The organism is Corynebacterium lizhenjunii (assembly GCF_011038655.2).
Lineage (GTDB): Bacteria > Actinomycetota > Actinomycetes > Mycobacteriales > Mycobacteriaceae > Corynebacterium > Corynebacterium lizhenjunii.
The window spans coordinates 2,008,554-2,021,577 of record NZ_CP064954.1; the positions used below are offsets into that span (position 1 = coordinate 2,008,554).

A 13,024-nucleotide genomic window follows, 5' to 3' on the forward strand; every position below is an offset into this window, starting at 1 on the left:
GCAACCAAATGGACCAGCACCCCCGCCAGCCCTGCCAGCTGACGGGGCATCGGCAAGCTAATCGCCCAACTGCCCGGTGAGCTTATCAAGCCGGGCGCGACTGGGGCCATCCAAACCAATAATCTCCACGGCGGCGCCGCGCTCGTGATACTTGCGGGTAATCGAATCCAGCGTGGCCACCGTAGAGGCATCCCACACCTCCGCCCCGCTCAAGTCAATGACCACGCGCTCCGGCGGATCGGTGTAATCAAACTGATAGACCAAATCATTGGACGAGGCCCAAAACAACTGCCCGGTAATGCGGTAGACGTCGCGGCCCTCGCGCTCCACCCGCACCAGGTGGGCGACCTTGTGCGCAAAGGTCAGCGTGGCGGTCAACACGCCCGCAATCACCCCCACGGCTAGATTATGCGTCAGCAGCGTGCCCGCCATGGTCACGCCCATGGCCACCGTCTCCGAGACCGGCATGAACTTCAGTGTGCGGGGGCGCAGCGAGTGCCAATCAATGGTGCCGATGGAAACCATCATCATGATCGCCACCAGCGCCGCCATGGGAATCTGGCCCACAATATCGCCCAACACCAGCAGCAACACCAGCAGGAAGCCGCCGGCCAAAAACGTCGACAGGCGAGTGCGCGCCCCGGATTCGCGCACGTTAATCAGCGTCTGGCCAATCACCGCGCACCCGCCCATGCCGCCGCACAGCCCGCTGGCCACATTAGCCACGCCCTGACCGAAGCTCTCCCGGGTCTTATCGGAGTGTACGTCGGTGATGTCATCAACGAGCTTGGCCGTCATCAGCGACTCCATCAGGCCCACAATCGCCACCCCCACCGCGTACGGGGCAATGATGCGCAAGGTCTCCAGCTCCCACGGCACGGTGGGGAAAAACAGGCTCGGCAACGAGCTGGGCAACTCCCCCATGTCCGCCACGCGTGGCACGTTGATCGAGGCCAGTGTGGTGATAGATCCCAGCACGATAATGGTCACCAGCGGCGCCGGAACGGCCTGCACCAGCCGCGGCCAGACGAGCATCAGCACAATGCCGGCCGCCGTGAGCGGGTACACCATCCACGGCACGTTCACCAGATGCTGCAGCTGGGCGATGAAGATCATCATGCCCAAGGCGTTGACGAAGCCCAACATAACCGAGCGCGGAATAAAGCGCTGCAACCGCGCCACACCCAGTGCCGCAAACGCCAGCTGCAGCAGACCGCCCAGCAAAACCGTGGCCACCAGGTAGTCCAGCCCATAGGCCCGCGACACCGGCGCCACCACCAGGGCAATCGCCCCCGTGGCCGCGGATATCATGGCTGGACGCCCGCCGCTGAAAGAAATCACCATGGCCATAATCACTGAAGTAAACAACCCCACCGCTGGGCTGACCCCCGCCAGGATGGAAAAAGCAATCGCCTCCGGAATCAGTGCCAGAGACACCGTCAGCCCGCCCAGTATCTCAATGCGCAGGCGGCGCGGCGAGGAAAACGCGAAGCGGAAAGAGTCTATTACCCCAGTGGGCGCGGCGGGTTCAGCCGTTGTGGTCACTACTTCATCCTCACAGGATTGGTGCAGGTTCGCAGCGAAGCGCGGACTTGACAGAGATTCGAACCTCATCACCCTACCCCACCGGCCCTTGCTGCCTCAGCTTGCCGATGCCACCGACCCCACCACCTAACCCCCTCCCCGTCTACCATCCCCCACCGCCTATCTCCCGGCGCCCGCACCCGGCCCGCCATCGCTACCGGCTGCCGCCTACGCGTGCCCCACTTCCGCGACCTGACCCCGACAGCGCGACTGTCCTCGCTACCGGCTGCCGCCTACGCGCGCCCCGCATGCTGCCCGCCAACTCTCACCGCCGGGCGGCCCCACGCGGTCCGTTTCCGCGACCCGGGCGTCGACATCCTGACCGCAATCCCGCTTGGGTGCCGCGATCGGCCTACCCCAGCCTGGGTTGCGCCACCCCCGTGTGGGTGCCCCCATTACCATCGGTAAATCGTCCCAAAGTTTACCCTCATTGCACACTCCATTAGACACCTCACTAGTTAACCCTTGCGCAGGTCATAGCGGCCGGTTTAGTGTCGATGCCATGAACCTCGAGACGACGCTTTTAGGACCAGGACCCACAGCGCCTGGTGCTTTTATTGACGGTCTCGCCACACTTGGCGGTGAGACCGTAGAAAGCCTCGTCGCCCAAGGCTGGTGCCCACTAGCAGCAGCCAAAACCATCACCCTCTACACCACCTACTACGAGAACACCACCTACACTGGCCTGCAATACAAAGCCCTTACCGCCGCCCGCACCCAAGGCCACAGCATCTTCGCCCTCGACCTCATCGAGACCAAAACCAAGCGAGTTGCCGACAAACTCGCCAAATGGAAACTACGCGTCAAACTCTGCAAGACGCCTGCCGCACAAATCGAGGCCGTTGCGCGAGAGCAGCTAAAGAAACTAGCCAAGCCACGTGAAGTTAAAGAAGGCGTAAGCCTCACCCATCACGCTAATGGGCTAGCCACGCTCAAAGCCACGGGCAAGTCTGTCGACATCATGGACGTCCACGCCGTAGTTGACCCTCAAGACCAAGTAGAAAGCTTCCTTGCAGCCTTCAGGGGCGGGGGCGCTGGCAAACAACGCTACATCCCAATCATCCCCATCTACCTGGATCAGATCTGTGAGTTCGTCGACCGGATGCACAACCCGGGGCGGTACCCCACCGATGCCGATATCCGCGTCCGCGCCTCCAACGGCGCCATTTTGACCGGCAAGGACTTGTTGGAGCGGTTGTGTCTGGACTATGGGTTTATCGCAGCGCTGTCGCGTGAACACGGTCCGTTGGATTTGTACCGGTATTCGCGTAGCGCTAACTCTAAGCAACGCTTATTGCTACTTGCCGAAGGAGCGGAATGCTCCTGGATAGGCTGCCGCTTGCCGTTTGATAAGTGCCAGATCCACCACATCCACCCCTGGAACCAGGGTGGCCAGACCAACATGTCGAATCTGACCCCATTGTGTCCGCACCATAACGGTGCCAATGAAGACCACCCACCAGATGGCATACCGATAACCCGGGGTCGGATGGTGCGCATGGGTACCGGGGTTGGGTGGCAAGCACCCGGTGGCGCCCCACCAATACAAACCCGCCCCACAGCGGCACCACCATCAGCCACACCCACCACCTGCCCACCCACCGACACCCCACCCACCGACACTCCACAGCAAGCCCACCGCCAGGCACCACCACCGGAAAGCTGAAGGTGGGAAGCTGGCGGCATCGGAAAGCACACAGCCCCAACCGCGACAACAAAAACGCGCGGAAGGGGCTAAAGGTGCGAGCACACCTGCACGAAGCAAGAGGGGCGGGCGGATGACGGTGGGGGAACGGGGCTGGCGGAGGCGCTGGGGTATCGGCGGACTAGCCAGCGTTCCTGAGTTAGGTCATTTTAGTCAGATTTTGGGAGCTTTTCGATGAGCTCGCTGACATCGGCGGGTAGTGGGGCGTGGGCGTAGACGGTCTGGCCGTTAATGTTGAGGGTGATTGAGCGGTACTTTTTCAGTGTCCGGACCAGGCGCTTTAGTGATAGACCGGTGGCCTGTTCGAGAACATGGCCGCAGGCCATTGCGCACATTACTACTGCAAGGTGGGCATCGATGGAGTCTTTCTTGCGGTGATAGATTGGCCTGGCCTGCAAATCTGATTTCGCCATCCGGAATGACTTCTCGATCTTGAATAACCGCCGGTAGGCATCAATGACTTGTTCTGCGGTGAAATCCAGGCGGTTGGTCTCATATCCCTTTATCCCGGCCAGTGCCCGGTGCTTTTCGGCGAGTTTGTAATTGACTGCCTTGTGTGGTGCCTTGAGATTGACATACCGATTTCGCTTCACTGGCACTGTGCCAGCTACGGCACGCTCAGCTTTTGCGACCTGCTCGGCTACACCTTTGAGCGTTCGGCGCGCCCGGTCCTGCGAGTACTGGTAGTACGTTACTAAACGAGTACCATTGCCATCTTGCTTATCCACCCCGGCCGGGTTCACGGCGCTCCAGATTTGGCCGTGTGTGTAGTCCTGGCCTGGGTGTTGTGTGCGCCAGGAGTTGATAACGGCAGGGATCTCGCGTTGCTTTGTCCCAAGGATGTAGCCCAGGCCTGCGTCAACGATGGCTTGTTTATTGGCTGCGGAGAACATTCCGGCATCTGCAACTACGGTGATGTCATCGAGGTTGTAGGCCTGGGCTAGGCGCTGAATCATCGGTAGCATCGTGTGGGTTTCTGCCCGGTTTCCTTCAAACGCCCCGATCGATAGCGGCAGACCCGTGGCATCAGTGAGCATGCCAACGGTGATTTGCGGCTCTAGCCGACGTTCTTTAGAAAACCCCGGTTTGCGCAGCTGGTCTTCTTTATCTGTTTCAAAGTACAGCGTGGTCACATCGTAGAGAACAATCACCCCGGGGCCAATACCAGCATACGAGGCAAGAGCGCCACTGATCCTGTCGAGAAACTCTGCCGTGGCATACCCAGGCAGATGGCGCTGAATCGTGCTGTAGGACGCTGATTGGACGCCTACTTCTTCTAGCGTCTCGATTGATTCGAATTTCGAACCTGGTGAGATAATCCTCGCTGCCACCAAGTCATAGAAGACACGATCATCTCCAGTGGCGGTATCCAACCCGAGCACGCTAAACGCGCCACGAATAGCATCGAGAAGATACCCAGCACGTTCGCTAGTGATGGCAAATGGACTATCAGCAGACCCCGTAGCACCCCGATTGCCCACACCACCTGTGGTGTCAATATCGAAGGCCAACTGGTCACCGTCAATCAGACGCTGCGCCTTGGCCACAAGCAGTGCTAATTCTTCATCGCTATGAGCCGATCCAATGTGGTCGAGCACCGGTTTGCGGTCAACATAGCGCCAGATCACCTGGACAGCCGTGGCCCCAGAGGCAGTCGGAACAGTACGGATACGAGGCAGAGACATACCCCACAGCATAATCCCACCCCCACAACCACCCTCTTAGTCAGACAAACCAGCACACCACAGACCCAACCATGCAGGTCAGCGTGTCAATATGATTCGAACCACACCAATTTGACCTAACTCAGGAAAAACGCGCGGAAGGGGCTAAAGGTGCGAGCACACCTGCACGAAGCAAGAGGGGCGGGCGGATGACGGTGGGGGAACGGGGCTGGCGGAGGCGCTGGGGTATCGGCGGACTAGCCAGCGTTGCGCAACGCCGTGGCCAAGCCATTCATGGTGACCTGGATGGTCTTAGAGACCAAGAACTGGTCATCGCCGGCGCGGTAGCGGCGCAGCAACTCAAGCTGAATGGCATTGAGCGGCAGCAGGTAGGGGTAGCGGCGACGCAGAGAGCGCGCCTGGCGCTGATTCTCCGAAACCAAATCGGCATTGCCTGTAATACGCAGGTAAGCCTGCTTGGTTAGGGCAAACTCCTCGGCAATGAGGTTGTAGATGCGATCGGCAACCGCCGCGTCGTCCACCAAGTTCGCGTAGAGGCGCGCCAAGGAAATCTCCGCTTTGGCCATCACCTGCGCCATATTGGACAGCACCGAGCGGAAGAACGGCCAATCCCGATACAGCCCGGCCAGCTCCTCCCAGCGGGATGCGTCCTCGCCGGCCCAGGTGCTCACCGCCGAGCCGACCCCGAACCAGCCGGGGACGTTGGTGCGCGACTGCGACCAAGACAGCACCCACGGGATGGCACGCAGGTCTGTAATCGCGGTGGTCTGGCGGCGGGCGGCGGGGCGGGAGCCGAGGTTAAGCTCACCAATCTCATGCAGCGGCGTGGACTGCGTGAAGTAGGCAATGAAGCCGGGGTCCTGAATCAGCTGCGCATAGCGCTGGCCCGACAAACCCGCGAGTTCGCGCATGATGGCGTAGGCGCGCTCCGGGTCCGCGATCGGCTCGGTATCCAGCAGCGAAGCCTCCAGCGCGCCGGAGACAAACGCCTCCAGGTGTCGGCGGGCGGTTTCCGGGGCGCCGTATTTTGCGGAAATCACCTCGCCCTGCTCCGTGATGCGCACCGAGCCAGTAACCGCGCCCTGGGGCTGCGCCAAAATGGCATCGTAGGTGGGGCCGCCGCCGCGTCCCACCGCCCCGCCGCGGCCGTGCGCCAGGCGCAGCTCCACACCATGTTCCGCGCACAACTCCACCAGGGATAGCTCCGCGTCATACAGCGCCCAGTTGGCCTGGAGGTAGCCGCCGTCCTTGTTGGAGTCCGAATAGCCCAGCATGACTTCCTGGACGTTGCCGCGCCGGCGCAGGTGCTCGCGGTACAGCGGCAAGGACCACAGTTGCTTGAGGATGCCCGCCCCGGCCTGCAGGTCCTCAATAGTCTCAAACAGCGGCACCATGTCCACGTCCCGCAGGCCGACCTCCTTGAGTAGCACCATCGGTTCCAAAATGTCGGAGACCGTGCCCGTCATGGAGATAATGCAATGGGAAACGCTCTCCGGCCCAAAGGAGCGCACCGCCTGGGCGGCGGCCCGGAAAATCCCCAATTCTTTGGCGGTGTTGGGGCTAAAATCCTGCTCGGCGTCCGGGAAGAGCAGCGGACGATTTGTGTGCAATTCGCTAAGCAGCAGTTCCACTTTGTCTGCCTCGGTCAGGCTCGCGTAATCCGCGCACAGGCCCGCCGCGGCGAAGACCTCCGCGAGCACCTCTTCATACGACTGCGAGTTCTGGCGCAAGTCCAAGGTGTAGAGGTGGAAGCCGAACGTCGTCACGGCGGAACGCAGGCGGGCTAGGCGGTCGTCTGCAATCACGTCATCGTTGAACTGACGCAGCGAACGGTCGATGACGTCCAAGTCGCGCTTGAGCTCCTCCGGTCCGGAATACGGCGCAAACTCCGCACGCGTTGTCTTCTTCTCCCCCAGCGCCGCCACATTCGCGCGCACCCGGTTGCGAATGCCATACAGCGCCCGCCGGTAAGGCTCGTCCACGCGCGATTCCCAATCATTGCGCCCGGCCTGTGCCAACGTCAGTAGCTCCTGGGAACACGACGAATATCGGTCCGACAGCGACAATTCGCGCTCAAGTTCGCCCAGCTGCGCCTCATAGAACCGCAGCACCGTCTTTGCTGCCTTACGGGTGGCATAAGTCAGTGTGGAGCCGTTGACATACGGATTGCCGTCGTGGTCCCCGCCGATCCAGGAGCCAGGGCGGACAACGGGGGCATCGGGAAGCTGCAGCCCAAAGGTCTCGCGCATGTTGTGGCGGATGGCCCGGTTGAGCGCCGGCACCTGCTCCAGCAGGGAGAGCTTGTAGTAGCGCAGGCCCACGTCCACCTCGTCTTCCAGGGTGGGGCGAGCAATGCGGATAAGCGCCGTCTGCCATAGCAGCGTCATGCGCAGGTACATCTCGCGCTCGATGTCGGCCAGGTCCGCACCGCGGTGCCACTCTTTGAGCAGTTCCTTGATGCGGGTCTGGGTGTCAAAGATGGTGCGCCTGCGGGTTTCCGTCGGGTGGGCTGTCAGCACCGGGGCCACGTGGGCGTTGCGCACTACAGCTGCGACTTCCGATGCCCCCACCCCCTCCGCCTTCAGTTTGGCAAAGGTCTTGCGCAGGCTCACGGGGGCGTCTGCGGACTCGTCTTCCAAATCCTCGGCAAGATTTGCAATCAACGCAAAGTAGCTAAATGCGCGCGCGACCAGGTTGACCTTATTGATGTCGAGGTCACGGAAGATTGCCACCAAGTCCTCAGCCTTGGCGTCGCCGTGGGCAACATCGAAGGCCATGCGGCGGGTGGACTCGACGAGTTCGAAAACATCCTCGCCCTCCTGCTGCGCCAGGACCCTGCCCAGCACTCGGCCCAGGAGGCGGATATCTTCGCGGACTTGCTCTGAACCGGCAGCTTGAGACACAGCGGGGCCCTTTCGAGTTTGCAGAATTAACAGGCCCCAACTCTATCGAACGATTGATATTCGCGACAATCCATCACGAGAGGGGCCGGGCGGGGTGCTGCACCCTGGACGCAGCTGGTCCCGCGGTCACCGCGCAGGGCGGGGCGGGGTGCTGCACCCTGGACGCAGCTGGTGCCGCAGTCACCGCGCAGGGCGGGGCCGGGCTAGAGGTCGCGCAGCCAGTGGGCGTGCACGGCGGGGTCGCCATGCTCTTCCGGGTGGAAGCTCAAGGCAAGGACGTTGCGTTGGCGAACGCCGATGATGGCGGGGGCATCGGCAAGTTCGGCAACAACCTCAACCCCGGGGCCCACCCGGGTGACCACGGGGGCGCGGATGAAGGAGGCGTCCACGCCAATACGCTGGCCGCCCAACGCCACCTCCACGCGGCGATCCGCAGAAAAGCGCTGGTTGCCAAAGCCGTTGCGGCGTACACTGACATCCACCACGCCCAGGGTTTGCTGCCCCGGCGCGGGGTTATCCAGTTCGCGGGCGGCGTAAATCAGTCCAGCGCACGTGGCCAACACCGGTAACCCGGCGCGCACGGCCTCGCGCAGCGGCTGGTCCAGGCCAAAAGAACGCGCCAACCTGTCAATAGTGCTCGACTCCCCACCGGGAAAGACGATCCCGTCCAGGCCGTCGAGCTCATGCGGCAGGCGCACTCGTCTCACCTCGGCTCCCAGGCCAGACAGCACCGCGGCGTGTTCTTCCACCCCGCCCTGCAGCGCGAGGATCCCAATCAGCGGCATGGGGCTTACCAGCCGCGCTCGGCCAGGCGGTGCGGGGCGGGGACGTCTTGGACGTTGATGCCCACCATCGCCTCGCCCAGGCCGCGGGAGATTTTGGCCAGCTCTCCCGGCTGGTCGTAGAGAGCCGCAGCCTTAACAATCGCCTCTGCACGCGCTGCCGGGTTGCCGGATTTAAAGATGCCCGAGCCCACGAAGACACCTTCGGCGCCCATCTGGCGAACCAGGGCGGCATCGGCAGGCGTGGCCACGCCACCAGCAACGAAGAGCACCACAGGCAGTTTGCCGGTGCGGGCGACCTCTGCGACCAGGTCGTACGGCGCCTGCAATTCCTTGGCAGCGACGTAGAGCTCGTCGCGGTCCAGGTGGCGCAGGCGGGCAATCTCGCCGCGGATGGTGCGCAGGTGCTTGACGGCCTCGGAGACATCGCCGGTGCCGGCCTCGCCCTTGGAGCGGATCATTGCCGCGCCCTCAGTGATGCGCCGCAGCGCCTCACCCAGATTGGTCGCACCACAGACGAAGGGCACGTCAAAGTCCCACTTGTTGATGTGGTGGACGTAGTCCGCGGGCGAGAGCACCTCGGACTCGTCGATGAAGTCCACGCCCAGCTCGCCTAAGATTTGCGCTTCCACAAAGTGCCCGATGCGGGCCTTGGCCATGACCGGGATGGACACAGCATTGACGATGCCCTCGATCAGGTCCGGGTCCGACATCCGGGCCACGCCACCCTGGGCGCGAATGTCCGCGGGCACGCGCTCGAGCGCCATGACGGCAGATGCGCCAGCGTCTTCTGCGATCTTGGCTTGTTCCGGGGTGACGACGTCCATGATGACGCCGCCTTTGAGCATGTCGGCCAGACCGCGCTTGACGCGGGTGGTGGCCTTCTGACCGCCCACGACGTCGGTGCCGTTGTGGGCAGCGTCGTGTGCAGTGTTGTTTTCAGCGTCGTGCGCAGCGTCGTGTGCAGCGTTGTTTTCAGTGTTGTTTGAAGTCATGCCCACCATCCAAGCGCACCAAGTGGACTATAACCAGATCCACTTTGGGCGAGTTGGATTAGACCACTTTAGACTGAGCCCATGAACCTTGCTCTTGACTCCGCGGACCCGCGCCCGCTGCCGGTGCAGATTGCAGCCGGGATTCGCAACCTTGTGGCCACCGGCGCGTTGCTGCCTGGGGAGCGTATTGACTCCACCCGCGCACTATCTGCCCAGCTAGGGGTCTCGCGCGGGACGGTGGTGACGGCGTTTGATCAGCTCATCGCGGAGGGCTATCTGGTGGCGGAGTCCGGCTCGGGCACGCGCATTAACCCCCGGGTACAGCCCACGCGCCCGCCGCGCGCCCCCGCCCAGGCCCCGGCGCCGCCGGCGCGCGCTCGGGTGGAATTGACCCCAGGTTTGCCGGATACCGCTGGTCTGATTACCCCCGAATGGCGGGCCGCCTGGCGCGAGGCCGCCGTGCTTGCCGATGCCCCCTCCCTCCCCCACCAGGTCTCCCTCCACCTCCTGCACATGCGGGGTTTGGCGGCGGAGCCTGAGCGGATTTTGATTACCGCCGGTGCCCGGGAGGGTTTGGCGCTGCTCCTTCGCGGCAAGCCGCAGCGCAGTGGACGTCAGCGCAGTGGACCCCAGCGCAGTGGACCTCTGCGCATTGGGGTGGAGTCGCCCGGCTATCCCAGTTTGCGTAAGGTTCCTGCTGCCTTGGGCCACGAGCTGGTCGATGTCCCCACCGATAGCGAGGGCGTGCAAGTACCGGACCAGCCGCTGGATGCCCTGATTGTCACCCCCAGCCACCAATACCCCTACGGGGAGTCGCTCTCGGCTGCCCGACGCACGGAGTTGGTGGCGTGGGCGCGGGCGAATCACGCCTTGCTTATCGAGGATGACTTCGACTCTGAGCTGCGCTACGTGGGCCAGCCGTTGCCCGCTCTAGCTACCCTGGAGCCGGAGCGCACCGTGCTATTGGGAACGTTTTCTTCAGTCATTTCGCCGGACATCGCCTGCGGCTTCATGGTGGCGCCCCCGCACCTGGTGGAAGAATTGCGCGTCCAGCGCCAGCTCTTTGGCCCCACAGTCAGTTCCATTACCCAGGCTGCGCTGGCTGGCTTTTTGGCCAGTGGGGCTTTGCGCCGGCATACAGGCAAGATGCGCCGAGCTTATCGACGCCGCCGCGACCTCGTCACCAACACCTTCGCGCACATCCCCGGCGTGGAACTGTTGCCTATTCACGGCGGCTTGCACGCGGTCTTATTGTGCCAGCGCCCGGCGCGCGAGGCGGTCCATCGTGCGGGTGAGCGCGGCATCGGCCTGACGGCCTTGGCGGATTATTGGGGCGGCGAGGCTGCCCCCAACGGCGTTGTGCTCGGCTTTGGCCACCTTAGTGATGTGGAGCTGGCGCTAGCGTTGGGCGTGGTGGCCGAATCCGCCGGCACCGATCCCGGCACTGAATCCGGCACCGAACCAGCCGCGGCACGCAGGCCCCACGGCTAAGCAGGCCTGTCTGCGCCACGCTAAAGCGGCAGGCTAGAGCGGCAAACTAGAGTAGCTTGCGGTTAGCTAGGCTTCGAGGGTGACCTCGGCCAGCATGCGCCCGGTGGGTTGTTCGCTGCCGCCCATGGGTTCTTCGGTGACCATGACTTTGGTGGCGTCACTTTCGAAGGGCATCCACACGTCCTCGTGCGGGTCTTGGCCGATAACCCCCGCGGAGCTCACTGTGCCATCGGAGGACACGGCCCAAACTTGGGCGCCCATGCCATCGCCAAGCTGTGGCTGACCATCGACCATGGCGCCGGACTTGCCCATGTCCGTCGAGGACACAATGTCCAACGTGGCACCGGAGGCATTGGCATTGCCGGTCTTAAGGTCTGCGGCTTCCATGATGGCGTGCATTTCCTGCACACCCGGGGATTCCGCGTGCAATTCCTCCGCGGTTTCTGGCTGGGTCAGCTGCACCACGCCGATGCCCCCAACTACCAGCATGAGTGCCGCCGCAGCCGCGGCAACCCACCGGCTGCCGAAAGGCGTGCGACCCGTGGCGGGCTGATGCGCGTCGGGGGCCTGGTGCCCGTCGGAGGCCTGGTGCCCGTCGGAGGGCTGGCGTCCCACGGTAGGCGTGTGGTCTGCGGGGGGCGTGCGCTGGGGCAGCGCGATGACTGTGGCGTCGGCGGCATCGGCGGCATCGGCAGGATCAGCAGAGTCGATGGCGGCGAAGACGGAGCCCTTCAAGCTCGCCGGCGGGTCGAGCGGCGGAAGGGAGTCGAGGAAGTCGTCAAAAGTGGACTCATCAAATTCACGGGTATTACTCACCGCTCCTCCTTTCCCAGCACGGCTTTGAGTTTCTTTATACCGTCACGCACGCGCGTCTTCGCCGTGCCCAACGGGACTCCTGTCGATTCTGCCAGTTCAGCGTGGCTAAGGCCACTAAAAAAAGCTAAGAGCACTGCCGTGCGGTGTGGCTCGCCAATAGCGTCCACCGCCGCACGCAAGCGCTGAGATTCCAGGTGCGCCAGGGAATCCGCCTCCACGTCAATAAAACGGGTGGGCTCATCCAAATAGGCGTCCCGGTCATCGCGTTCCACACTGGCAACGTGGGCGCGAAGTTTGTCTACCGCCCGGCCATGCGCCAAGCGCGCCACCCACGAGCGGGCATTACCCCGCTGCGGGTCGAAGCTCGCCGCCTTGCTCCAGGTCTCCACGAACACATCCTGTGCTACTTCTTCTGCAAGGGCCTGATTATTTAGCACATGCAGGCAGACACTGAAGACGGTGGGTGCCAGGGCATCGTAAAGCTGTGCAAAGGCACGCCTATCCCCGGCTGCGGACTCAACAAGCAAGTCATTGAGCCGGGCCAACTGCTGCGGGGACATGGTAGACACGGAGCTAGAGCTTACCTCCGTTAAGGGTGCAAGCGCGAACATGGAGGGCGGTGGGGCTTACTTGGACATTTCCTCCGAAGGCTTCATCTCCTCAGACATCATCATCTCTTCGGACTTCATCATGGAGTCAGACTCGGGAGCCATCATCTCAGAAGTCATCATCTCATCAGACTTCATCATGGAATCGGACTCAGGGGCCATCATCTCAGAGGTCATCATCTCATCAGACTTCATCATGGAGTCGGACTTCATCTCAGAAGACATCATCTCCGAGGTCATCATTTCCGAGGTCATCGACGAGTCCTTCTTCATCTCGTCCTTGCTGTCGTCGCAAGCGGCCAGGCCGGTACCAGCGATAGCCAGGGCAGCTGCGGTTGCAATGAACTTCTTCATGGGGGTTCTCCTTGAGAATCGGTTAGGGGTGAATCGGTGAAGGCCAGTGTTTCTGGCCCCCTCGTGTAGTCATTCGGACCCACGGGCGCGCCTGGATTGGA

The 13,024-nt window shown here is 62.6% G+C and carries 10 protein-coding genes; 2 read left to right on the forward strand and 8 right to left on the reverse strand.

Going from position 1 to position 13,024, the window contains the following annotated elements; translation table 11 throughout:
• Window positions 1–57: 57 nt before the first annotated feature.
• Window positions 58–1,614, reverse strand: a complete 1,557-nt coding sequence (locus G7Y31_RS09390; protein ID WP_165009832.1) for a SulP family inorganic anion transporter — start codon at window positions 1,612–1,614, stop codon at window positions 58–60.
• A gap of 472 nt (window positions 1,615–2,086) precedes the next feature.
• Here G7Y31_RS09390 and G7Y31_RS09395 point away from each other — a divergent pair, with 472 nt between their 5' ends.
• Entirely contained in the window at window positions 2,087–3,250 is a 1,164-nt protein-coding gene (locus tag G7Y31_RS09395) for an HNH endonuclease signature motif containing protein (protein ID WP_165009834.1), read from the forward strand.
• Between the two features lie 188 nt (window positions 3,251–3,438).
• Here G7Y31_RS09395 and G7Y31_RS09400 read toward each other — a convergent pair whose 3' ends face one another.
• The 4 genes from G7Y31_RS09400 to pdxS all read right to left on the reverse strand — a co-directional run bounded on the left by G7Y31_RS09400 (window position 3,439) and on the right by pdxS (window position 9,555).
• Window positions 3,439–4,974 carry an IS1634 family transposase gene (locus G7Y31_RS09400; RefSeq protein ID WP_244977371.1) on the reverse strand — a complete coding sequence of 512 codons (1,536 nt, stop codon included), beginning with the start codon at window positions 4,972–4,974 and terminating at the stop codon, window positions 3,439–3,441.
• Between the two features lie 236 nt (window positions 4,975–5,210).
• Window positions 5,211–7,877, reverse strand: a complete 2,667-nt coding sequence (ppc, locus tag G7Y31_RS09405; RefSeq protein WP_165010015.1) for a phosphoenolpyruvate carboxylase — start codon at window positions 7,875–7,877, stop codon at window positions 5,211–5,213.
• 203 nt (window positions 7,878–8,080) lie between these two features.
• Window positions 8,081–8,662 (reverse strand): pyridoxal 5'-phosphate synthase glutaminase subunit PdxT, encoded by a 582-nt coding sequence (gene pdxT, locus G7Y31_RS09410; RefSeq protein WP_165010017.1) that lies wholly within the window; start codon window positions 8,660–8,662, stop codon window positions 8,081–8,083.
• Window positions 8,663–8,667: 5 nt separating this feature from the next.
• The gene (gene pdxS, locus G7Y31_RS09415; RefSeq protein WP_165010107.1) at window positions 8,668–9,555 is read right to left on the reverse strand and encodes a pyridoxal 5'-phosphate synthase lyase subunit PdxS; all 888 of its coding nucleotides are present in this window, start codon (window positions 9,553–9,555) and stop codon (window positions 8,668–8,670) included.
• Between the two features lie 180 nt (window positions 9,556–9,735).
• On the opposite strand from pdxS, the gene pdxR reads away from it, so the two are divergent.
• A complete protein-coding gene (gene pdxR, locus G7Y31_RS09420; protein ID WP_165010019.1) occupies window positions 9,736–11,145 on the forward strand; it encodes a MocR-like pyridoxine biosynthesis transcription factor PdxR in 1,410 nt (469 codons plus the stop codon).
• A gap of 66 nt (window positions 11,146–11,211) precedes the next feature.
• Here the strand turns inward: pdxR and G7Y31_RS09425 are convergent, their stop codons facing one another.
• The 3 genes from G7Y31_RS09425 to G7Y31_RS09435 all read right to left on the reverse strand — a co-directional run bounded on the left by G7Y31_RS09425 (window position 11,212) and on the right by G7Y31_RS09435 (window position 12,923).
• Complete coding sequence (locus G7Y31_RS09425; protein ID WP_165010021.1) at window positions 11,212–11,961, reverse strand: anti-sigma factor; 750 nt, start codon at window positions 11,959–11,961, stop codon at window positions 11,212–11,214.
• Window positions 11,958–12,521 (reverse strand): sigma-70 family RNA polymerase sigma factor, encoded by a 564-nt coding sequence (locus G7Y31_RS09430; RefSeq protein ID WP_235922986.1) that lies wholly within the window; start codon window positions 12,519–12,521, stop codon window positions 11,958–11,960. Before G7Y31_RS09430 ends, G7Y31_RS09425 begins: the two co-directional genes overlap by 4 nt.
• A gap of 66 nt (window positions 12,522–12,587) precedes the next feature.
• Window positions 12,588–12,923, reverse strand: coding sequence for a hypothetical protein (locus G7Y31_RS09435; RefSeq protein WP_165010025.1), 336 nt, complete (start codon window positions 12,921–12,923; stop codon window positions 12,588–12,590).
• Window positions 12,924–13,024 lie beyond the last annotated feature (101 nt).